Raw genomic sequence first — 21,341 nt, 5'->3', positions numbered from 1 at the left:
CAAGCTTCCGTAACAGCGTGGAAACTTCCAGAGAGCGCTCTCAGTGCTGCCTTCCCCTAGCGGCTCCTCATCCCCATCCCCCCGAAAGGCCGTTGTCATGAGAAGCACCCCGCACAAGTGGCGCCGGCGGTTGCTCGCTGCCGCCGCTGTCGTGATCGCCGGAGGCGCCTCGGCCGTCTTCGTGGCGCAGGCCGACGCGGCCGTACCGCCCGCCCCCTCGGGCATGAGCCTGATCTTCAGCGACGACTTCACCGGCGCCGCGGGCACCGGCCTGAACCGCAGTAACTGGATCTACGACATCGGCACCGGCTACCCCGGCGGCGCGGCGAACTGGGGCACCGGCGAGATCGAGCGGATGACCGACTCGACGCAGAACGTCTACCAGGACGGCAACGGCAACCTGGCGATCAAGCCGATCCGCGACTCCTCCGGCAACTGGACCTCGGGCCGGGTCGAGACCCAGCGCAGCGACTTCGCCGCACCGGCCGGCGGCAAGCTGCGCATCGAAGGCCGGCTGCAGCAGCCGAACGTCACGGGGGCGGCGGGCGCCGGCTACTGGCCGGCGTTCTGGACCCTGGGTGACGCGGCCCGGCCGGTCGGCGCGACCAACTGGCCGAGCATCGGCGAGTGGGACATCATGGAGTCGATCAACGGCCGGCCCTCGGTCTTCTCGGCCCTGCACTGCGGCGTCAACCCGGGCGGTCCCTGCAACGAGACCACCGGCCTGGGCAGCGGCGAGAAGTCCTGCCCGACCTGCGGCACCGCCTTCCACACGTACGCGGTCGAGTACGACCGCAGCGTCTCCCCGGAGCAGCTGCGCTTCTACCTCGACGGCGCGCAGTACCACCAGGTCAGCGCCAATCAGATGGACGCCACGACCTGGAACAACGCCACTCACCGCGGCGTGTTCATCATCCTGAACGTGGCCATGGGCGGCGGCTTCCCGGCCGCGTTCGGTGGCGGTCCCTTCGCCTCGACCCAGTCCGGCGTGCCGATGCTGGTCGACTACGTGGCCGTGTACCGCTCGGGTTCAGGTGGCACCACCCCACCGACCACGCCGCCCACCACGCCGCCGGCCGGTGGCGTGCGCAACGCCTACGGGCAGATCGAGGCCGAGTCGTACAACGCCGCGTCGTCGGTGATCAAGGAGACGGCGTCCGAGGGCGGTCAGAACGTCGGCGCCATCAGCAACGGTGACTGGCTGCAGTTCGACAACGTCGACTTCGGCACCGGCGGGGTACGCGACTTCGTGGGCCGGGTCTCCTCCGGGGCGGCGGGCGGCGTGAGTGGCCTCGTCGAGGTCCGGATCGACAGCCGCAGCAACGCGCCGATCGGCAGTTTCGCGCTCGCCAACACCGGTGGGTGGCAGTCCTGGCGGTCGGTGCCGGCCAACGTGGCCAACGTGTCCGGGCGGCACACGGTTTTCCTGACCTTCACCAGTGGGCAGCCGGCCGACTTCGTCAACGTCAACTGGATCCAGTTCCGCAGGTAGCGACTTCGTTCAATACGTACGCGTAAGGGCCGGGGGCGTGACCAGCGCCTCCGGCCCGCGCACCTTAAAGAACTTTAAGGTGCCGGGGGTCTGGACTAGTTCTGTTAACAGTCCTAATAATCAATGAACCTAACTGTTCGACGTGGAAGGCCCACCCCCATGCGCCGATCCCTGGTCCTCGCCGTGTCCGCCGCTCTCGCGGCCGCCGGCTCCGCTGTCTACATAGGATCTTCCGCGAGCGCGGCCACCGCCTGTGCCCCGGCGTGGAGCCCCTCGGCGATCTACGTCAAGGACAACTCCGTCTCGTACCAGTCGAAGAACTACACCGCGAAGTGGTGGACCACCAACGAGGTCCCCACCGCCAGTGGGCAGTGGGGCGTCTGGGCCGACAAGGGAGCCTGCGGTGGCGGGACGACGCCGACCACCCCGCCGGCCACGACCCCGCCGACCACCCCACCCACCACCCCGCCCACCACGCCGCCGACGACGCCGCCGCCCACCACGGTGCCGCCGAGCAACGGCACGCTGCCGGCCCACTTCATCACCGGCTACTGGCAGAACTTCGACAACCCGGCCAACGAGCTCAAGCTCGCCGCCGTGCCGAACACCTACGACCTGGTCGCGGTGGCCTTCGCGGACGCCACCGGCACCCCGGGTGCGGTCTCCTTCACCATCGACCCCGGGCTCTCCGCCTCGGTCGGCGGCTACACCAACGACCAGTTCAAGGCCGACATCGCGACACTGCACTCGCGCGGCAAGAAGGTCATCATCTCGGTCGGCGGTGAGAAGGGCTCGGTCAGCGTCAACGACGCGGGCGCGGCGACCAACTTCGCCAACTCGGTCTTCTCGCTGATGCAGACGTACGGCTTCGACGGCGTCGACATCGACCTGGAGAACGGGCTCAACCCGACGTACATGGGCCAGGCGCTGCGCAGCCTGCGAGCCAAGGCCGGCGCCAACCTGATCATCACGATGGCTCCGCAGACCATCGACATGCAGAACCCGGCCGGGTCCTACTTCAAGCTCGCGCTCGACATCAAGGACATCCTCACGGTCGTCCACACCCAGTACTACAACTCCGGCGCGATGCTCGGCTGCGACCAGAACGCCGCGTACGGCCAGGGCACGGTCAACTTCCTGGTCGCGCTGGCCTGCATCCAGCTCGAGTCCGGACTGCGCCCCGACCAGGTGTCGCTCGGCCTGCCCGCGACCACCAGCGCGGCCGGCGGCGGCTACGTCTCGCCGTCCGTGGTCAACCAGGCCCTCGACTGCCTGGCCCGCGGCACCAACTGCGGCTCGTTCCGCCCGCCGCGCACCTATCCCGGCATCCGCGGCGCGATGACCTGGTCGATCAACTGGGACGTCACCGCCGGCAACGGCTGGGCCAACACCATCAAGCCCCACCTGTCCACCCTGCCCTGATCCAGCCTCCCCTTCCCCCACTGGAGAGATCCCCCATGAAATTGCAGAAGAAGTACGCCGTCGCCCTCGCGATGGTGCTGGCCGCGGCCGGAGCCGGCACCACGGTCGTGCTCGCGCCCGGCGCGTCGGCGGCGGTCGCCTGTGCCCCGGCGTGGAGCTCCTCGGCGGTCTACGTCAAGGACAACACCGTCTCGTACCAGTCGAAGAACTACACCGCCAAGTGGTGGACTCAGAACGAGGTTCCGACCGCCAGCGGGCAGTGGGGCGTCTGGGCCGACAAGGGCGCCTGCGGTGGCGTGGTCGACCCCACGACCCCGCCGACCACGCCCCCGACCGGGCCGACCACCCCGCCGGCGACCGGTACCAAGATGGCGTCCGCGCCGTACATCTACCCCGGCTGGGGCAACCCGCCGGCGCCGTCGACGGTCATGAACGCCACCGGTATCAAGGCCTTCACCATCGCCTTCGTGCTGGCCAACGGCTGTAACCCGGTCTGGGACGGCGAGGGCGGCCTGACCGGCGGCTCGCACGAGAGCACCATCAACGCGATCAAGGCGGCCGGCGGCAGCGTCGTCCCGTCGATCGGCGGCTGGAGCGGCAACAAGCTCGGCCCGAACTGCGCCACCCCGGAGGCGCTGGCCGGCGCGTACCAGAAGGTGATCGACACCTTCGGCCTGAAGGCGATCGACATCGACATCGAGAACAGCGACGAGTTCGAGAACACCGCGGTGCAGGACCGCATCCTCGGCGCCCTGAAGATCGTCAAGCAGAAGAACCCCTCGGTGAAGACGATCCTCACCTTCGGCACCTCGCCGACCGGCCCGAACTACTTCGGCACCCGGCTGGTCCAGCAGGCCAAGGCGCTCGGCGCGAACATCGACATCTTCACCCAGATGCCGTTCGACTTCGGCGGCGGCGCGGACATGTACGGCGCCACGGTCGGCGCCTCGGAGGGCCTGAAGAACCTGCTCAAGACCACCTTCGGCTGGAGCGACGCGCAGGCGTACTCGCACATGGGCATCTCCGGCATGAACGGCCTGTCCGACCAGCAGGAGCTGACCAGCACCGACACCTGGACCCGGATCCGCGACTACGCGAAGAACAACAACCTCGCGCGGTTCACTTTCTGGGCGGTCAACCGCGACCGCGGCTGCGCCGGTGGCGGTGTGGTCTCCGACTGCAGTGGCATCGCGCAGTCCGACTGGGCCTTCACCAAGATCAGCGCGGGCTTCTGAGCACCGTTTCTCCCCTTCACCGGCGCGCGGCCGTGGATCTCACCGATCCGCGGTCGCGCGCCGCCGTTTGCGGACCTTCTTGAGCACCCAGCCGGCGATCGCCACCGCGAAGAACGCCATGATCGCGTAGTCGAACCAGCTGCTGTACTTCTCCAGCTGCTGCCACCGAGAGCCCAGGGCGTAGCCACCGCCGATGAACAGGCAGTTCCACAGTCCGCTGCCGAGGGTGGTGAGCAGCGTGAACATGCCGAGCTTCATGTGGTTGGCGCCGGCCGGGATGGACACCAGGCTGCGGACCACCGGAGCCATCCGGCCGAAGAAGACCGCGCCCTTCTCGTGCCGTTCGAACCAGCGGTCGGCCAGGTTGAGGTCGTCGGCGTCGACCAGCGGGATGCGGTCCAGCCAGCGGCGCAGCCGCTCCTCGCCGAGCGCGTAGCCGAGCCAGTAGAGCGCCAGGGCGCCCAGCACCGAGCCCGCGGTGGCGGCGATGCCCACCAGCACCAGATCGACCCGGCCGGAGCTGGCCAGATAGCCGGCCATGGACAGCACGATCTCGCTGGGGATGGGCGGGATCAGGTTTTCCAGGGCCACGAGCAGGCCCACGCCCAGCTCACCGAGCGACTCGATGACCGATGCCACCCAGCCGGTCAGGCCACCCAGCTGACTGGGCTCGGTCTCCGCGGCCAGGTAGTACGGCACGCTCATCCGGCGCTCCTTCGTGTCGGTCCCCGAGGCTTACCCGGCCTCCAGAGTACGAACCGCTTGCCGTATATACTTGTCATCGGTATATGCTGTCGCCATGACCGACACACCCATGCGCGAGCCGACCTTCCTGGTGCTCACCGCGCTGGCCTCCGGCCCCCAGCACGGTTATGCCGTGATCGAGGACGTGGCCCGGATGACCGACGGCCGGGTCCAGCTGCGTGCGGGCACTCTCTACGCCGCGCTCGACCGGCTGCGCACCGACGGCCTCATAGAGGTCGACCGCGAGGAGGTCGTGCAGTCCCGGCTGCGCCGCTACTACCGGCTCACGGGGGTCGGGGAGAAGCGGCTGGCCGCCGAGAGCAGCCGCCTGCGCCAGCAGGCCACTCTGGCCGAGGGCCGGCTGCGCGCCCGGCACGACCTGGGAGGGGCACCCGCGTGACCGCACCGCTCGAGATCCGGTACCGCCGCCTGCTGGCGGTCTATCCGCCGGCACACCGCCACGCCTACGAGGAGGAGATGGTGACAGTGCTGATGGAGGGGGCCGCACCCGGGCAGCGCAGACCCGCCCTGGGCGAGGCCGTCGACCTGCTCCGGGCCGGCCTCCTCGCGCGGCTCGGCCGCGGCGCGCAGGCTCTGCGCACCTCGGCCTGGCGCGATGCCGCCGCGGTGGCCGGCCTGATCGGCGCGGTGCTGCTCACGGCGATCGCCTGCCGCCGGCTGATCGGCGGCCTGCTGTACGCCCGGGAGTCCGGCGACCCGATGCGCGCCTTCGGTGTGGACGGTGGCCTGCTCATCGACGTGGCCGCGCGTTCGGTGGCGTGGCTCGCGGTCGTGGTCGCCGTGCTGCTCGCCGCCCGTCGCACCGCGGTGGCGCTGGCCGGGGTGGCGGTGCTGGTCGAGATCGGCGCCATCGCGGTGTGGCAGGCGAGCCAGGAGTTCCGCGCGGTCCGGATGTCCTGGGCCCTGGTCGCGGCGCTGCTGACGGTGGCGTTGCTGGTGCTGTCCCGCCAGGGCCGCCCGGCCGCCGTGATCCTGGGCCGGCGTGGTGGCGCCACGCTCGCCGCCGGTCTGGTCCTGGCCGCGGCAGGTGCGTTCTCCCTCCCGTGGTGGCCGATGCCGCCGCAGATCCTGGGGCTGGTCACCGTGCCGGACGCCCTGCTCCTCACGGCCGGTGCGATGCTGCTGGCAGGTCTGCACCGGATCCCCGCCGGCATCCGGCGCCGCATCCTGGTGCTGCTCGCGCCCCTGCTCGCGGTACCGGTGGCGCAGCACCAGCTGGAGCAAGCGATCGACATCAGCCTGGCGCGGTCCGTGACGCCCGGCATCGTCGTGGTCGACGTCCTGCTGATGGCCGGCGTCCCGCTGCTGGCCTTCACCCTCGCGGCTGTCGCATTGCACGTGCGGGAAGGCATCACGGTGACGATCACCCGGACCCCGGAGCAGGCCGCATGACGTCCGAGGCGATCTTGGAGCGCCGTTACCGGCAGGTGCTGCGGCTCTATCCGCGGGAGCATCGCCACGAATACGAGGAGGAGATGATCGGGGTCCTGCTCGCCGGAGCCGCACCCGGCCGGCGTGGTCCCGGTCTGCGCGAGGTGCTCGATCTGGCGGTCGCGGCGCTGACCGTGCGGTGGTCGCGCGGCGCGGAGGCCCTTCGGGACGGCAGCTGGCATCGGGCCGCGAGGGCGGTGCAGCTGTTCGGGGCGATCGTGCTGCTGGCCGTGAGTCTGCGCCGGGTGGTCATGGGCGAAGTCGCCGTGTTGCGCTACGGCGACTTCGCGCCGCACCCCACGGTTCAGGAGCTCGTGCGGCCGGGAGCCTGGGCGCTTGTGCTGCTGCTGGTGCTGGCGGGATATCGCGCGGCCGCTGGGCCGGCGGCGCTGAGCGGGTCTCCCGGCGCGGCCGCGCGGGCGGTTCCGGCCGGGTGCCGCTGGGCCGTCGTGCCGGCGGCGCTGGGCGGGTTGGTGGCGGAGGTGCCGCCGGTCGCGGTCTACCGGGAGACTCCCGCCCGCATGCTCGACGTCTACTGGATCCTCGTCGCGGCCGCGGTGGTGACGGCGGCGAGCCTGCTGACCGCCACGGCCGGTCGGGCAGAGCCTGCCGGAGACCGCAGGCTGCCCCGCGGGACGATGGTCGTGGCATCCGGCGGTTCGCTGGTCGTCGCCGGTGGGGCGGGCACCGTCCTCGTCGGCGGCCCTGGCCTGCTGCTGGGCGGGCTCCCGGTGCCCTACCTGGTGCTGGCCCTGTATGCGGCAGCCGGGCTGTTGGTCGCGCTCGGAGTGCTCCGCCTCCCACCGCCGGTCGTCCGCCGGGTCGTGGTGACCGCGGTGCCGGTGGTCGTCACCTGGCCGTTGGTCCGGGTGGGCTTCGGTGACCTCATCGAGAGCAACATGCGCTCCCCGGAGCCGGCTCTGCTGGGGCCGGTGCAGTGGACTGCCCTCGCGGTGGTGCCGCTCGCCGCCGCCTGGGTGGCCGCTCGCCTGAATCGCCGGTTCGAGCAGAGTCCGCCGGGGTCGCCGTCCGTGTGAACCGGGCCGCCGCGTCGCGCCGGGATGGTCCGGGGTGGCGCGGCGGCGGTAGTGTCCCGGCGCGATGGAAACGTTGAGTACGCGCGGGCGGACGACCCGGGTCGCGGTGACCCTGGCCGGGGTGGTGCTGCTGCTCCTGGGCACCTTCTGGGGGCAGGACGACGACTTCCCGTTCGGGCCGTTCCGGATGTATTCCACCGCGCCCGATCCGAACGCCGACGCGCCGGACACCCGGGTCGAGGGCGTCGACACCGCCGGGCGCACGGTGGTGCTGACCGAGGCCAACAGCGGGCTGCGCCGGGCCGAGATCGAGGGCCAGCAGCAGGCCTACATCGACGACCCGGCCCGGCTGCGGCAGCTCGCCACGGCGTACGAGGAGAAGAGTCCCGGCGCCGCGCCGCTGCGCACGGTACGGATCGTCATCCGCTGGGAGGGCATCGAGGATTCCCGGCCCACCGGCACCAGCCGGGACGAGATCATCGCCACCTGGAGCGCCCCGTGAGCAGGCTCACCCGCTGGCTGACCGAGCCGGTCCCGCTGGGCCGGGTCGCCGCGTTCCGCACGCTGATCTACCTCTTCGTCGCGGCCGACCTGGTGATCTTCACGCCCTGGGTCCGCCACCACGCCAGCACCCCCGGCGATCTGTACAAGCCGTTGCTGGTCGGCCGGCTGCTGCACCTGCCCACCCCGACCCCGCTGCTGGTGCACGGCATCTTCTGGGTGCTGCTCGTGGTCTCCCTGGCCGCAGCCTTCGGGCGGGCTCCCCGGCTGCTCGGCTGGACCGTCTTCGCGCTCTACTTCGAGTGGATGGTCGTCGCGATGAGCTACGGCAAGGTCGACCACGACCGGGTCGGTCTGCTGGTCGCGCTGGCCGTGCTGCCGACCGTGGGGCGGGCCCGGCACGGCGATCCCCGCAGCACCGAAGCCGGCGGCTGGGCGTTGCGGGTCACCCAGATCGCGGTGGTGTGCACGTACTTCCTGGCGGCCTGGGCCAAGCTGCGCTTCGGCGGCATCGACTGGGTGACGAGCTCGGTGCTGGCCCGGGCCATCATCCGCCGCGGCACGGAACTGGCCGACCTGATCGCCGGCGTGCCGTACCTGCTGATCCTCGCGCAGTTCGGGATCGTGGCGTTCGAGCTGGGCAGCCCGGCGATCTTCTTCCTCCGGCCGCGGTGGCGCAACTACGCCGTGGCGTCCTTCTACTCGTTCCATCTGGTCACGTTCGCCACCATCACCATCTCGTTCGCCCCGCACCTGGCCGCGATCACCAGCTTCCTGGCGCTGGAGAAGGTCCGGCCCCTGACGTGGGCCCGAAGTTTCCTGAAGCGGAGCCGGGGACAAGTAAGGGGGCATGAGCGACCGGTGGTATGAGAAGGCCGTCATTTACTGCGCCGACATCGACACGTTCGCCGACTCCAACGGCGACGGCGTCGGCGACATCAAGGGCATGATCGGGCGGCTGGACTATCTGGCCCGCCTCGGCATCACCTGTCTGTGGCTCAACCCGGTGCACCCGACGCCGAACCGCGACGACGGCTACGACGTGGCCGACTTCTACAACGTCGACCCCCGCCTGGGCACCCTGGGCGACTTCGCCGAGCTGGTGCACCAGGCCCGGGACCGGGGCATCCGGGTCATCATCGACCTGGTCGTGAACCACACCTCCGACCAGCACCCGTGGTTCCAGTCGGCGCGGTCGTCGCCGGACTCGCCGTACCGGGACTGGTACGTCTGGTCCGAGACCCAGCCCGCGGACCGGCACCAGGGCATGGTGTTCCCCGGTGAGCAGGCCGAGACGTGGACCTACGACCGCACCGCGAAGCTCTGGTACTACCACCGGTTCTACAAGTTCCAGCCCGACCTCAACATCAAGAACCCCGAGGTCCGCGAGGAGATCAAGAAGATCTGCGCGTTCTGGCTGCAGCTGGGCGTCTCCGGGTTCCGGATGGACGCGGTGCCGTTCATCATCGAGGAGACCGAGCCGGGCAACCCGAACTCGCCCAAGGACATGGCGTTCCTCAGCGAGCTGCGCCAGCACGTGCAGTGGCGCCAGGGCGACGCCGTGCTGCTGGCCGAGGCCAATGTCGAGCCCGAGCAGCTCAAGGACTTCTTCGGCGACGGCGGCGGCTCGGCCAACCGGATCCACATGCTGTTCGACTTCATGCTCAACGGCCGGCTGATGCTCTCGCTGGCCCGGCGCAACCCGGAAGCGATCATCGACGCGCTGCGCGACACGCCGCAGCTGCCGGTCGGCGGTCAGTGGGCCACCTTCCTGCGCAACCACGACGAGGTCGACCTGTCAAGGCTGACCGCTGAGCAACGCAGCGAGGTGTTCGCCCAGTTCGGCCCGGACGAGAGCATGCAGCTCTACGGCCGGGGCATCCGCCGCCGGCTGGCCTCGATGCTGGGCGGCGACCGTCGGCGCATCGAACTGGCCTACGCGCTGCAGTTCAGCTTGCGGGGCACGCCGGTGCTGCGGTACGGCGAGGAGCTGGGCATGGGTGACGACCTGTCCCAGAAGGGGCGCGACGCGATCCGTACCCCGATGCAGTGGAACATGGGGGCCAACGGCGGCTTCTCCAGCGCCCCGGCCGGCCGGCTCGTGCGCCCGGTGATCACCGGCGGCGAGTACGGCTACGAGAAGGTCAACGCCACCCTGCAGCGGCACGACCCGAAGTCGCTGCTGTCCTGGTTCGAGCGGATGATCCGGACCCTGCGGGAGGCGCCGGAGGTGGGCAGCGGGAGCTGCACCCACGTGGACGTGCCCGCCCCGGCCGGACTGCTCGTGCACCGTGCGGACGACTCCACCGGCACGATGCTGTTCCTGCACAACCTGGCCGAGGAGGACGGCGTGGTGGACCTCAGCAGCCTCTATCCGGAGGCCGACTTCCCCAACGACGTGCTCGCCGACCAGGAGTATCCGGACCCCGGCAAGTTCGACCAGCTCAAGGTCGCCGGCTACGGCTACCGCTGGATCCGGCTGTGCCGGAAGCCGTGACCACAAATTTGCATTCTTGATGCAGAAAGATGACCCCACCAGGTAACCCGCGGGTAACAGCTGGGTTAGAGTCGGCCGACTGCGTAACAGATCAAGCGGGAGGCCAGCAATGACCCAGCCGAGTCGGGTAGCGATCGTGACCGGGGCCGCACGTGGCATCGGCGAGGCGACCGCGCGTAAGCTCGCCGCCGACGGCATGTCCGTGGCGGTCGTCGACCTCGACGAGGGTGCCTGCGCGAACACGGTGACCGCGATCCACGACGCCGGCGGCACCGCCCTCGCCGTCGGCGCCGACGTCTCGGACGCCGTCCAGGTCGCCGCCGCCGTCGAGCGGGTCACCGCCGAGCTCGGCGCGCCCACGGTGCTGGTCAACAACGCCGGCGTGCTGCGCGACAACCTGCTGTTCAAGATGAGCGACGACGACTGGGAGACCGTGATGGCGGTCCACCTGCGCGGCGCGTTCCTGTTCAGCCGGGCCGTGCAGAAGCACATGGTCGACGCCCAGTGGGGTCGCATCGTCTGCCTGTCCAGCACGTCGGCGCTGGGCAACCGGGGCCAGGTCAACTACGCCGCGGCCAAGGCCGGCCTCCAGGGTTTCACCAAGACGCTCGCCATCGAGCTGGGTCGCTTCGGCGTCACGGCCAACGCGGTCGCGCCCGGTTTCATCGTGACCGATATGACCGCCGCCACCGCGGCCCGGGTCGGCGTCGACTTCGCGGACTTTCAGAAGGCGGCGATCGGTCAGATCCCGGTCGGCCGGGCGGGCCGTCCCGAAGACGTGGCGAACACCGTATCCTTCCTGGTCAGTGAAGGAGCGGGGTTCGTCTCCGGCCAGGTGATCTACGTGGCGGGCGGTCCTCGCGACTAGCCGTCATGGCTTGATTCGGCGAGCTACACATGATGGAGCGGGCCGGACGGGTCGAAGGGTGGAGAAGCCGACAGTGAACCGAAGGATGAGCTCTCGTAGCGTGTCGTTGACCAGCACGTTCCTGTTGCTGGCCGCGGGCGGGGTGGCGGCCTGCGACAACGACGACACGCAGGACGAGGCTTTCTACTGCGCCGACGCCAACGGCACCGTGGTGGACGAGGACAACTGCGACGACGACGACAACAACGGTGGCGGTGTCGGCTTCGTCCCGCTCTTCTTCATCTGGCACTCGTCCAGCTACGGCTCCGGATACCGGCCCGGCTACCGGCTGCCCGCGGGCGGCAGCAAGTTCGCCTACAACGACCGGGCCGCGCGCTCGTCGTTCGGGCTGCCGTCGACCGGCCGGATCAGCAACGGCACGGTCAAGACCAGTGTGGTCGGCAAGGGTGGCAGCGGCACGTCCGGCAAGTCCGGGAAGTCGGGCGGCTGAGCGTTGAAACGAGTTCCCTACGGCCCGGTCCGTGACGGCTGGCGGCTCACCAACTACAGCCTCGGCCTGACCTACAACGACACCGAGCTGCCGGACGGCACGATGATGTCGTACTGGCAGGAAGGGCCGTACTACGACTTCAGCGAAGGCGAGATCGAGGAGCTGGAGGCGGCGACTACCGCGCTCAACAGCATGTGCCTCGAAGCCGGCGACTGGATGGTCCAGCAGTGCCCCCGGCACACCGCGCAGGGCCGCCGCGACGGCTACTTCGCCTCGGTCTGCGGCCCGGAAACCTGCTTCCTGGCCAAGATCGGCATCCCGGAGTACACCCACGAGCAGATCATCCGCACGTGGTTCGACGGCGACGCCGAGACCTGGACGCACCAGGACAAGGACCCGGACGGCCGGATCCCGATGCAGACGCCCGACTATTCGCCGTCGGTCTACGGCCGCTTCGACCTCTGGTACAACGGCGCGGGCAGCGTCCCGCGCCTGCTCGAATACAACGCGCAGACGCCGACGTCGCTGGTCGAGGCCGCGGTCATCCAGTGGCACTGGGTGGACCAGACCGGCGTCACCCAGCACCCCTGGCGGCAGTGGAACTCCATCCACGACCGGCTGGTCGGCTGGGAGGCGGCCGACGGCGAGCCGGCCAACCCCGGCGCCTGGCGGCGCAACATCGGCAAGCTGCGCGAGGCGCGCCCGTGGCTGCCGGAAAAGCCCAAGATCTACTTCGCGTACGAGACGAGCGAGACGTCCGGTGAGGACCGGATGAACGTGGCCTACCTGATGGCGACGGCCGAGGAGGCCGGCTATCCGGTCGAGCTGATCGCGATGAGCCAGATCGGCTGGGACGTGGCCGGCGACCGGGTGCTGTTCGTGCCCGCCCCGGGCCAGGAGCACAAGGCGCAGCCGATCGACGTGATCTTCATGCTGTACCCGTGGGAGTGGTTCTGGAACGAGGAGGGCGGCAAGGCCTTCTTCCGTAACATGGCCGACCCCGCCAAGCGCGGGACGGTGTGGATCGAGCCTCCGTACAAGGCGGCCCTGCTGGGCAACAAGGCGCTGCTGCCGGTGCTGTGGAAGCTTTTCGGCGACGACCCGGAACGCGGCAAATACCTGCTCCCGGCCTACTTCGCGGAGTCGTCCAAGGCGGCGACCCTGACCTCGTACGCGAGAAAGCCGGTCTGGGGTCGCGAGGGCGGCTCGGTCAAGCTGGTCCGGGACGGCGTCACCCTGGTCGACAACCCCACCGAGTACGGCAACGACGGCCGTTTCGTGGTGCAGGAGCTGCTGGAGCTGCCGTCGTTCGACGGCCTCGAGGGCACCGTGCACCCGGTGATCGGCGCCTGGCTGATCGACGGCGAGCCGGCCGGCATGGGCATCCGTGAGGGCCTGGGCACCGACGGGCTGGTCACCCGGGACAACTGCAACTTCCTGCCGCACACCGTCGGCGCGGACTCCTGAGCTGAGGACCGGCCCGGTCAGCGATCACCGGGCCGGTTGCGCCACAGCCACCAGAGGCCGATCAGCGGCAGCACCAGCGGCACGTAGCCATAGCCGCTGCCGAAGCGCGACCAGACGGTGGCGTCCGGGAAGGCCTCCTGGTCGAGCACGCTGAGGGTGCCCACCACCAGGACGCCCACCAGCTCGATCGAGCAGCTGGTCAGGGCGATCAGGCGGCCCCGGGTGCCACCGAGGGCGAGGCCGATGGTGGCCGCGATGTAGACCAGCGCGGCGAACGCCGACAGCAGGAACGCCAGCGGCGCCTCGGAGAACTTCGTGGCGATCTGCACGCCGGCCCGGGCGCCCGCGGAGACCGCGAAGATGCCGTAGACCAGCAGCAGCACCCGGCCGGCGCCGGTGCCCAGGGCCGCGTCCCGTGGCCTGGTGTGGGCGGGTGTGGGCTCAGCCACCGGTGGCCTCCGCGATCTGCTGCAACCGCAGCACGAGAACCGGCAGCACCAGGCAGGCGACGCCGAGGATGAGGGTGCCCCAGCGGGTCGGCTCGAGCCGGGCCAGGTAGAAGCCGACCGGGGCGAACGCGACGGTGGTGATCAGGTAGCCGATGAAGGTGGTCGTCTCGCCCGGCCGGTCGCCGGAGATGAGCCCGACGACAGCCACCACCACGAGCACCACGACCAGGGCGCTGAGACCGAGCATGGCCCACAGATCGGTGTTGCTGGGGGCGCGGTTGAGCGCCGAGCGGATCAGATACCAGATCCCCAGCAGGAGGGCCACGACGATGGTCGCTGTCGACAGCGGGCCGTTCATCACCGGCACAGCGTACTGATCAGCGGCAGCGTGTTAGCTTTCGGCCGGGTGTGATCTCCAGCGGGAAGGCGGCACGAGGATGCGGTTCGGACTTTTCGGTACGGGACCGTGGGCCCACCAGGCGCACGCCCCGGCGCTGGCGGCGCACCCGGACGTCGAGTTCGTCGGGGTCTGGGGCCGGGACCCGGCCAAGGCGGCCGCGCTGGCCGGGGAGCACGGCGCGCAGCCCTACGCGGAGATCGACGCGCTGATCGCCGACGTGGAGGCGATCGCGGTCGCGCTGCCCCCGGACGTGCAGGCGGACATCGCCCTGCGCGCGGCCAAGGCGGGCAAGCACCTGCTGCTGGACAAGCCGATCGCTTTCACCACCGAGGCCGCCGCCGAGATCGTCGCGGCCGCCGCCGAGCAGCAGGTGACCGGGGTCGTCTTCTTCACCCGGCGCTTCATGCCGCAGATCCAGCAGTTCATCGACGAGGTCCGCGAGGCCGGCGGCTGGCTCGAGGGGCGGATCGACCACCTCGGCTCGATCTTCCAGCCCGGCAACCCGTTCGGGGCGTCGGTGTGGCGCAAGGAGAGCGGCGGCCTGTGGGACGTCGGCCCGCACGCGGTCGCGCTGCTCCTGCCCGTGCTGGGCCCGGTCGCGCAGGTCACCGCGCTGGCCGGCGACCGCGACATGACGCACGTGCTGCTGCGGCACACCGGTGGCGCGATCAGCACGCTGACGCTGTCCGTCGACGCCCCGGCCGCCTTGGAACGCGAGGAGGCGGCGTTCTTCGGCGAGTCCGGGGTCGCCGACGTGCCGCAGGTGCCGTGGCTGCCGGTGGAGGCCTTCGGCCGGGCGGTGGACGCCCTGATCGGTGCGGCGAAGGGTGGCCCGGCCTCGGCGCTGGATCTGACCTTCGGCGCCGAGGTGGTGGCCATCCTGGCTGCGGCCGGTGAGTCGATCTCCACCGGCCGCACCGTCACGCTTCAGGCCGGCTAACGGCAGCGCCAGAGCAGCGGGCGGTTCTCGGTGTCCGGCCCGGCCGAGTAGCCGGCCACGACCAGGCCGTCGTCGCTGATGCTCTCGACGATGTACTGCTGCCGGCCCTTGAGCTTCGGGTCCGCCGGGAGTTTCGTGTTGCCGGTGCCGACGGTGATCACCGGCCGGTCGGCCTCGCCCACCACCCAGCCGTTGGCCGCCAACGCGGCCGGCGTGCCGGCGCCGCGCACGAGCCGCTCGTAGCGGTTGCTCGCGATGCGGTAGCGGAAGTAGGCGAACGTGCGTGAGTCCTTGGTGTCGATCACGGCCTGGCCGACCACCACGCCGTCGCGGATCGCGGCCGGCCAGAACATCGTTGCCTTGCGGCCGTCGATCACGGGCATCGGCATACGGCGCGCGGTGCCGTCGGCCAGCCACAGGTAGCCCGTGGCCTCCTTGCCCTCCGGCGTGATGGTGCCGACCACGTTGCCGGCCTCGTCGATGTCGCGGGCGTCGCCTGTCCCGACTCCGGCCGGCAGCGGCAGCCGTTGCGGCTTCGCGGTCACCGACGGCCAGCGCGCCGGGACCCCCTCGTACAGCGGGCCCAGGGAGCCGACCACCACGCCCGCGTCGTTGATGGCCGACGCCGCCCCCTCGCCGCCGGCCAGATTGCGCGCCCTGCCGTCGCCGTACACGTAGGGGCGGATGTCCGGGTCGAAGCCGGAGCCGACCGCTACGCCGCGCGAGTTGACGTCGGTGAGACTGTCGTCGTCCCCGTAGAAGAGGACCTTGTCGGCGATCTTGCCGTCGCGCCACAACACCAGGGCACGCTGCTTGGTGCGGTCCGGCGGATACAGCCGGCCGACCTGCCAGCGGCCGCTCGGGTCGCCGCCGGTGACCAGCGCCTTCTTGAAGCCGTCAGTGGGCAGCTGGGTGACCGTGCAGTCCCGGGGCCCGACCGGCGCCGCCACCATGACCGACGGGGACGGGACGACGCTCGGGCGCGGGGGTGGCGGGGTGGGCCGGCCCAGGGCGGAGAAGGCCAGGGTGCCTCCGGCCGCGGTGGTCGCGGTGACGGCCACGACCGCCATTCCGCTGGTCCACCACCGGGTGCGGCGGCGGCGCCGGCCCTCGGCCATCGCGCCGGCCACATCGATGCGGGACGGGCCGGCCGGATCGCCGGCGAGCGGGCTCAGCAGGGCCACCGCGTCGCGGTCGGCGCTGTCCGGGTGCTGGTTCATCGTGTGCCCCCGAGGGAGTGGATGCGGTCGCCCAGGATCCGGCGCAGGGCCGTGAGTCCGTGGGCTGTCTGACTTTTCACGGTGCCCTCGCTGCAGCTCAGCACCCGGGCGACGTCGGCTATCGACTGATCGCAGAGGAAGCGCAGGACCAGTACGGCCTGCTGCCGCGGTGGCACCTGGGACAGCGCGGCCCGCAGCACGGCGCGTTCCTCGATGCCGTGCCCGCTGTGCGCCGGCGCGGGCCGGTCCGGTGGGGCGCCGAGGCGCACCTTCCACCAGCCCCGGCGCTTCTCGTCGAGGAGGATGCGGACCAGCATCGTGTGCACGTACGCGTCGATGTTCTCCACACCGCTGATCCGCGACCACCGCACATACAGCTTGGTGATGGTCTCCTGGACCAGATCGTCGGCATGGTGCTCGTCGCCGCAGAGCAAATACGCGGTACGCCGCAGACCTGTCGTCCGCCCGTGCACGTACGCCAGGTACTCCGCGTCCGATCCGTTGGTCATCCCTGCTCCCGCCGTCGTCCCTGTAGTAAACGGTGACGTCGGACGATCGGTTGTATGCCGATGCGGCCGCTCTGTGGTGCGATGACCCATCCGCGTAGCCGTCCGCGCCGAATGGCAGTTGATACGGCATGAGCGATGGAGAGGCTGACTTCATGACTGAGCGCGGCGCCGCCCGCCGGCCTGACCATCTGTCGGCCGTGCCCGATGCTCCGGCCGGCCCCACCTCCGACGTCGGCGACCTGGTACGCGCGGTGGCCCGCGGCGACGAGCCGGCGTTCGCCCGCCTCTACGATCTGGTCTCGCCCCGGGTCTACGGCCTGATCAGGCGCGTGTTGCGCGATCCGGCCCAGGCCGAGGAGGTCGCGCAGGAGGTGCTGGTGGAGGTGTGGCGCACGGCGGCCCGGTTCGACGCCGCCCGCGGCACGGCGACGTCCTGGATCTTCACCATCGCGCACCGCCGCGCGGTGGACCGGGTGCGCTCCGAGCAGGCCTCGTCCGACCGCACCATGAAGGTCGGCATCGCCTCGGTGGAGACCCCGTACGACGAGGTCGTCGACGAGGTGGCCGGGCGGCTGGAACGCCAGCAGGTGCGGCACTGCCTGGACGATCTCACCGAGCTGCAGCGCCAGGCGGTGACGCTCGCGTACTACCAGGGCCACTCCTACCGAGAGGTGGCCGAGCTTCTGCAGACCCCGTTGCCCACGATCAAGACCCGGATGCGTGACGGCCTCATCCGCCTGCGCGACTGCCTGGGTGTGGAGGTGACCGCATGACCACGACGGACATTCACGCCCTGGTCGGCGCCTACGCGCTGGACGCGGTGGACGACCTGGAGCGGGCCGCCTTCGAGCGGCACATCCTGGCCTGTGAGGGGTGCCGCAGCGAGGTCGACGAGCTGCGCGAGACCGCGTCGCGGCTGGCCGACAGCACCTGGTCGGTCCCGCCGCCGAAGCTGCGCACCGACGTGCTCGCCGCGATCGGCCGGACCCGGCAGCTGCCGCCGGGCGAGTCGGCCCGGCCCGAGCCGGACGCCCGGGCGGCGGTGTCGCGCTGGCGCCGGTACACGGCGGGCGCGGCCGCGGCGTGCATCCTGGCCACGGGGGCCGGTGCGGCCACGTGGGCGGTGCAGGAGCAGCGGGTACGCGCCAAGAACACCGCCGTCGCCGTCGCCCAGCTGCGGGAGGCCCGTACCCAGGCCATCCTGGCCGCCCCCGACCTGGTGGTCCGCACCGCGCCGATGATCGGCGGCGGCCGGGTCACCGTGGCCTCGTCCGCTCAGCAGGGGGCCAGCGTCGTCTCGATGCGGGCCGATCGGGCACTGTCGGCGGATCGGGCTTTCCAACTCTGGACGATCCGCGATATCGCTGCTCCGGCGCCGGTCAAGGCCGGGCTGCTGCCGCCAGGGGAAGCCTCGGCGGCCCAGATCGTGGAAGGCGTGCCGGGCAACGAAGCTTTCGCCGTCTCGCAGGAGCCCGCGGGTGGTTCGCCCATCGCCACGCCTACCGGTCCGATCGTCGCGCAAGTTCTCCTGACGTAGACCCATCCGGTCCCCATACCGCTCCGAATCGTCTGTAGAGGAAAGAAAACGACGAAACGGAGATACTGATGGTCACCGACATCCGGCGTGCGGCGGTCCAGGGGGTACGCGACAACAGCGGTCCCGTGACCTTCGCCTTCGGGTTGGTGCTGGTGGCCATCGGTATCGCCGAGTTTCTCGCCGTCGGCCGGGGTGAACTCCTCGGGCTGTTCGAGGTCACGATGCCGTTCGGTGTTCTGCATCTCGGGCTGGGCGCCGCTCTGGTGTCCGCCGCGATCCTCGGCCCGCGTCCGGCGCGGGTCACCGCCACCTGGGCCGGTCTCACGTTCCTGGCCCTGGGGGTCGCCGGCCTGGCCGGTGTCACCCGGGTCGCGCCGAACGGTGCCGATATCGCCCTCTGTCTCGTTCTCGGTATGGCGTTGACGGCCGTCGGCCGCCGCTGACCATCAAGCACGGTCCGGTAAAAAGGCGCCTCTGTGCGCATCTGTTCAAGCGGTTCGTCACGAATATCCCGTGACATCCATTTCCGAAAGGGATCCCCATCATGCGCGCCACCAAGATCACTGCCATCGCCGCCGCCCTCGTCTTCTCCGCCTCCCTGGCCGCCTGCGGCGGGGACGACTCGAGCGGCGAGAGCACCGCGGCGGCTCCGGCCCCCACCATGGCGTCGGCCGCTCCCTCCATGGCCGGCACGGACTCCATGGCCACCTTCGGTGCCGGCTGCGCCGCCGTGCCGACCGACGCGTCCGACCCGGGCAGCTTCGACGCCATGGCCAAGGTGCCGGTCGCGACCGCCGCCTCCGGTAACCCGCTGCTGTCCACCCTGGTCACCGCGGTCAAGCAGGCCGGGCTGGTCGACACGCTGAACACCGCCCCCGCGCTGACCGTCTTCGCGCCGACCAACGACGCGTTCGCCAAGATCCCGGCGGCCGACCTCAAGGCCGTGCTGGCCGACAAGAAGACGCTGACCAGCATCCTCACCTACCACGTGGTCGAGGGGAAGCTCACCCCGGCGCAGCTGGCCGGCACCCACAAGACCATCCAGGGTGACGAGATCACGGTCGAGGGCAGCGGCAGCGACTTCAAGGTCAACGAGGCGTCGGTCGTCTGCGGCAACGTGCAGACCGCCAACGCCACCGTCTACATCATCGACTCCGTCCTCATGCCGAAGGGCTGATCTTTCTTCGGGAACGCGCCGGCCGTGGTGGTGACCACGGCCGGCGCCCGGCAGGAAAGGAGATCGTCGTGCGCCGTATCGCCTGGCCCGCCGTCATCGGTGTGCTCTCGGCCGCATTCGGAGTCGCCCTCGCGGAAGTGCTCGCGGCCGCGACCCGGCCTCAGGCCGGACCGCTGGTCGCCGTCGGGGGCGCGGTGATCGACGCGGCGCCGACGCCGCTCAAGGAGTTCGCGGTACGCACGCTCGGCACGAACGACAAGCCCGTCCTGCTCGGCACCATCGCCCTGGCGTTGATCCTGTTCACAGCCCTGGTCGGGGTGCTCAGTGTGCGCCGCCGCTGGGTCGCTGTCGCCGGTGCCGCACTGTTCGGCCTGGCCGGCGCGGTCGCCGCGGCGCTACGTCCCGCTGCTGTCGCCTACGACGTGGTGCCGTCCATTGTGGGCGCTGTGATCGCCGGAGCCACGCTGCTGTTCCTGCTGCACCGCTCGTACCGGACCGATCCGGCCGAGCCCGGCCCGGCCGGTTTCGATCGTCGCGCGTTTCTGCGTACGGCCGCGGTGATCGCCGGTGGTGCCGTCGTCGCGGGTGGTGCGTCCGAAGTCGTCAAGCGGGTCCGCGGCGGAGCCGTCACCCGATCCCGCGAGGCCATCGAGCTGCCGGTGGCCGCGAGCCCGGCGAAGCCGCTGCCCGCCGGCACCGCCCCCGGTTTCGTGACCGCCAACGCGGACTTCTACCGGGTCGACACCGCTCTGACCGTGCCTTCCATCGACGTCAGCACCTGGCGCCTGCGCATCCACGGGATGGTCGAGCGGGAGGTCGAGCTGTCCTTCGACGACCTGCTCAAACGGCCGCTGATCGAGCGGGACGTCACCCTGAACTGCGTGTCCAACGAGGTGGGTGGGCCGTACATCGGCACTGCCCGCTGGCTCGGTGTCCCGCTGGCTCCGCTGCTGCGGGAGCTGGGGGTCAAGCCGGGCGCCGACCAGGTGGTGGCCCGCTCGGTCGAGGGCATGACCATCGGCACGCCGGTCGAGACGGTCTTCGACGGCCGCGACACGATGCTCTGCGTCGGCATGAACGGCGAGCCGCTGCCCCTGGAGCACGGTTTCCCGGTCCGCATGCTGACCCCCGGCCTGTACGGCTACGCCGGCGCCTGCAAGTGGATGACCGAGCTCGAGCTGACCACCTTCGCCGACTTCGACGCCTACTGGGTGCGCCGCAAGTGGGGTGCCCGCGGCCCGGTCAAGACGGCGTCGCGGATCGACAAGCCGGCGCCGTTCGCCAAGCTGGCGGCGGGCAAGCTCACCGTGGCCGGCGTCGCCTGGGCCCAGGGCCGCGGCATCAGAACGGTCGAGGTACGCGTCGACGACCGCCCGTGGGCCAAGGCGGAACTACTGCCGGTCCCGTCCACGGACACCTGGGTCCAGTGGCGTTACGAGTGGCCCGCCACCGCCGGCCTGCACACCCTTTCCGTCCGTGCCGTGGACGGCACCGGTGCCGTGCAGACCGAGCAGCGGATGACCCCGTTCCCGGACGGCGCGACCGGCTGGCACACCGTCACCGCAACGGTGGAGTGACCGTCAGGGAACCGTGCGTTCGATGGCCGCCGCGCCGTCGCGTTCGAGCTCCTGGCGGGCGCGCTCGATGTTCTCCGGCGTCGGGTCCCGGCCCTCGGCCTCGGCCAGGTCGACCGGCTCCCACTCCTGCTCCGCCCCGGTCCGCACCGCCGGCTCCTCGCCGGGCTCGAGAAACTCCGGGTTGTCGGAGTCGGGGCCGCCACCGGTGACGAAGGCGCTCACGGCGACGTCGTCCTCCACGGCGTCCGCGACCTCCTGCGTCTCCTCCAGCGGCTGGCGGTTCTCGTCGGTCATGACTCCTCCAACGTGGATGCCTCGATACGTCGA

The 21,341-nt window shown here is 70.7% G+C and carries 24 protein-coding genes; 18 read left to right on the top strand and 6 right to left on the bottom strand.

Translation table 11 applies throughout. The features are described from left to right. Window positions 1–97: 97 nt before the first annotated feature. The 3 genes from ACWEOZ_RS08125 to ACWEOZ_RS08115 all read left to right on the top strand — a co-directional run bounded on the left by ACWEOZ_RS08125 (window position 98) and on the right by ACWEOZ_RS08115 (window position 4,149). On the top strand, window positions 98–1,492 hold the full coding sequence (locus ACWEOZ_RS08125) for a carbohydrate-binding protein (protein WP_451910016.1): 1,395 nt from the start codon (window positions 98–100) through the stop codon (window positions 1,490–1,492). 159 nt (window positions 1,493–1,651) lie between these two features. Next, window positions 1,652–2,914: a chitinase gene (locus ACWEOZ_RS08120; protein WP_451910015.1), complete on the top strand. Its 1,263-nt coding sequence runs from the start codon at window positions 1,652–1,654 to the stop codon at window positions 2,912–2,914. A gap of 35 nt (window positions 2,915–2,949) precedes the next feature. Beyond that, window positions 2,950–4,149 (top strand): carbohydrate-binding protein, encoded by a 1,200-nt coding sequence (locus ACWEOZ_RS08115; RefSeq protein ID WP_451910014.1) that lies wholly within the window; start codon window positions 2,950–2,952, stop codon window positions 4,147–4,149. Window positions 4,150–4,188: 39 nt separating this feature from the next. Here ACWEOZ_RS08115 and ACWEOZ_RS08110 read toward each other — a convergent pair whose 3' ends face one another. Then, window positions 4,189–4,854: a DedA family protein gene (locus ACWEOZ_RS08110; RefSeq protein ID WP_451910013.1), complete on the bottom strand. Its 666-nt coding sequence runs from the start codon at window positions 4,852–4,854 to the stop codon at window positions 4,189–4,191. A gap of 94 nt (window positions 4,855–4,948) precedes the next feature. Between ACWEOZ_RS08110 and ACWEOZ_RS08105 the strand changes: the two genes are divergently transcribed. The 9 genes from ACWEOZ_RS08105 (at window position 4,949) to ACWEOZ_RS08065 (ending at window position 13,205) form a co-directional block, all read left to right on the top strand. Continuing rightward, entirely contained in the window at window positions 4,949–5,293 is a 345-nt protein-coding gene (locus ACWEOZ_RS08105) for a PadR family transcriptional regulator (RefSeq protein ID WP_451910012.1), read from the top strand. After that, on the top strand, window positions 5,290–6,306 hold the full coding sequence (locus tag ACWEOZ_RS08100) for a hypothetical protein (protein ID WP_451910011.1): 1,017 nt from the start codon (window positions 5,290–5,292) through the stop codon (window positions 6,304–6,306). The genes ACWEOZ_RS08105 and ACWEOZ_RS08100 overlap by 4 nt, the downstream gene beginning before the upstream one ends. Continuing rightward, window positions 6,303–7,382 carry a hypothetical protein gene (locus ACWEOZ_RS08095; protein ID WP_451910010.1) on the top strand — a complete coding sequence of 360 codons (1,080 nt, stop codon included), beginning with the start codon at window positions 6,303–6,305 and terminating at the stop codon, window positions 7,380–7,382. Before ACWEOZ_RS08100 ends, ACWEOZ_RS08095 begins: the two co-directional genes overlap by 4 nt. Window positions 7,383–7,446: 64 nt before the next feature. Continuing rightward, window positions 7,447–7,884, top strand: a complete 438-nt coding sequence (locus ACWEOZ_RS08090; RefSeq protein WP_451910009.1) for a hypothetical protein — start codon at window positions 7,447–7,449, stop codon at window positions 7,882–7,884. Then, window positions 7,881–8,753 (top strand): MFS transporter permease, encoded by an 873-nt coding sequence (locus ACWEOZ_RS08085; protein ID WP_451910008.1) that lies wholly within the window; start codon window positions 7,881–7,883, stop codon window positions 8,751–8,753. The genes ACWEOZ_RS08090 and ACWEOZ_RS08085 overlap by 4 nt, the downstream gene beginning before the upstream one ends. Next, window positions 8,734–10,380, top strand: coding sequence for an alpha-amylase family protein (locus tag ACWEOZ_RS08080; RefSeq protein WP_451910007.1), 1,647 nt, complete (start codon window positions 8,734–8,736; stop codon window positions 10,378–10,380). Before ACWEOZ_RS08085 ends, ACWEOZ_RS08080 begins: the two co-directional genes overlap by 20 nt. A 109-nt stretch (window positions 10,381–10,489) precedes the next feature. Continuing rightward, window positions 10,490–11,248: a 3-oxoacyl-ACP reductase FabG gene (fabG, locus tag ACWEOZ_RS08075; protein ID WP_451910006.1), complete on the top strand. Its 759-nt coding sequence runs from the start codon at window positions 10,490–10,492 to the stop codon at window positions 11,246–11,248. An 85-nt stretch (window positions 11,249–11,333) separates the two neighbouring features. Beyond that, window positions 11,334–11,738: a hypothetical protein gene (locus ACWEOZ_RS08070; RefSeq protein ID WP_451910005.1), complete on the top strand. Its 405-nt coding sequence runs from the start codon at window positions 11,334–11,336 to the stop codon at window positions 11,736–11,738. 3 nt (window positions 11,739–11,741) lie between these two features. After that, window positions 11,742–13,205 (top strand): glutathionylspermidine synthase family protein, encoded by a 1,464-nt coding sequence (locus tag ACWEOZ_RS08065; RefSeq protein ID WP_451910004.1) that lies wholly within the window; start codon window positions 11,742–11,744, stop codon window positions 13,203–13,205. A 17-nt stretch (window positions 13,206–13,222) separates the two neighbouring features. Here the strand turns inward: ACWEOZ_RS08065 and ACWEOZ_RS08060 are convergent, their stop codons facing one another. Next, complete coding sequence (locus ACWEOZ_RS08060; protein ID WP_451910003.1) at window positions 13,223–13,654, bottom strand: hypothetical protein; 432 nt, start codon at window positions 13,652–13,654, stop codon at window positions 13,223–13,225. After that, on the bottom strand, window positions 13,647–14,012 hold the full coding sequence (locus ACWEOZ_RS08055) for a hypothetical protein (RefSeq protein ID WP_451910174.1): 366 nt from the start codon (window positions 14,010–14,012) through the stop codon (window positions 13,647–13,649). The genes ACWEOZ_RS08060 and ACWEOZ_RS08055 overlap by 8 nt, the downstream gene beginning before the upstream one ends. A gap of 79 nt (window positions 14,013–14,091) precedes the next feature. Between ACWEOZ_RS08055 and ACWEOZ_RS08050 the strand changes: the two genes are divergently transcribed. Next, window positions 14,092–14,994: a Gfo/Idh/MocA family protein gene (locus ACWEOZ_RS08050; protein WP_451910002.1), complete on the top strand. Its 903-nt coding sequence runs from the start codon at window positions 14,092–14,094 to the stop codon at window positions 14,992–14,994. On the opposite strand, the gene ACWEOZ_RS08045 is transcribed toward ACWEOZ_RS08050, so the two are convergent. After that, the gene (locus ACWEOZ_RS08045) at window positions 14,991–16,214 is read right to left on the bottom strand and encodes a hypothetical protein (RefSeq protein WP_451910001.1); all 1,224 of its coding nucleotides are present in this window, start codon (window positions 16,212–16,214) and stop codon (window positions 14,991–14,993) included. The genes ACWEOZ_RS08050 and ACWEOZ_RS08045 overlap by 4 nt on opposite strands. Then, complete coding sequence (locus tag ACWEOZ_RS08040) at window positions 16,211–16,723, bottom strand: SigE family RNA polymerase sigma factor (RefSeq protein WP_451910000.1); 513 nt, start codon at window positions 16,721–16,723, stop codon at window positions 16,211–16,213. The genes ACWEOZ_RS08045 and ACWEOZ_RS08040 overlap by 4 nt, the downstream gene beginning before the upstream one ends. A 152-nt stretch (window positions 16,724–16,875) precedes the next feature. Between ACWEOZ_RS08040 and ACWEOZ_RS08035 the strand changes: the two genes are divergently transcribed. From ACWEOZ_RS08035 to ACWEOZ_RS08015, 5 genes are all read left to right on the top strand, one after another. Beyond that, window positions 16,876–17,496 (top strand): sigma-70 family RNA polymerase sigma factor, encoded by a 621-nt coding sequence (locus tag ACWEOZ_RS08035; protein ID WP_451909999.1) that lies wholly within the window; start codon window positions 16,876–16,878, stop codon window positions 17,494–17,496. Next, on the top strand, window positions 17,493–18,260 hold the full coding sequence (locus tag ACWEOZ_RS08030; protein WP_451909998.1) for an anti-sigma factor: 768 nt from the start codon (window positions 17,493–17,495) through the stop codon (window positions 18,258–18,260). Before ACWEOZ_RS08035 ends, ACWEOZ_RS08030 begins: the two co-directional genes overlap by 4 nt. Before the next feature lie 68 nt (window positions 18,261–18,328). After that, window positions 18,329–18,703 (top strand): DUF4383 domain-containing protein, encoded by a 375-nt coding sequence (locus ACWEOZ_RS08025; RefSeq protein WP_451909997.1) that lies wholly within the window; start codon window positions 18,329–18,331, stop codon window positions 18,701–18,703. Between the two features lie 101 nt (window positions 18,704–18,804). After that, entirely contained in the window at window positions 18,805–19,437 is a 633-nt protein-coding gene (locus ACWEOZ_RS08020) for a fasciclin domain-containing protein (RefSeq protein WP_451909996.1), read from the top strand. Between the two features lie 68 nt (window positions 19,438–19,505). Beyond that, entirely contained in the window at window positions 19,506–21,014 is a 1,509-nt protein-coding gene (locus tag ACWEOZ_RS08015; protein WP_451909995.1) for a molybdopterin-dependent oxidoreductase, read from the top strand. Window positions 21,015–21,017: 3 nt separating this feature from the next. On the opposite strand, the gene ACWEOZ_RS08010 is transcribed toward ACWEOZ_RS08015, so the two are convergent. Continuing rightward, window positions 21,018–21,308: a hypothetical protein gene (locus ACWEOZ_RS08010; protein WP_451909994.1), complete on the bottom strand. Its 291-nt coding sequence runs from the start codon at window positions 21,306–21,308 to the stop codon at window positions 21,018–21,020. Window positions 21,309–21,341: the final 33 nt, after the last annotated feature.

The sequence above is a fragment of the Actinoplanes sp. NPDC004185 genome, from assembly GCF_053603475.1.
Note: the sequence above shows the minus strand (reverse complement) of the source record. Positions and strands in the feature narration are given on the sequence as shown.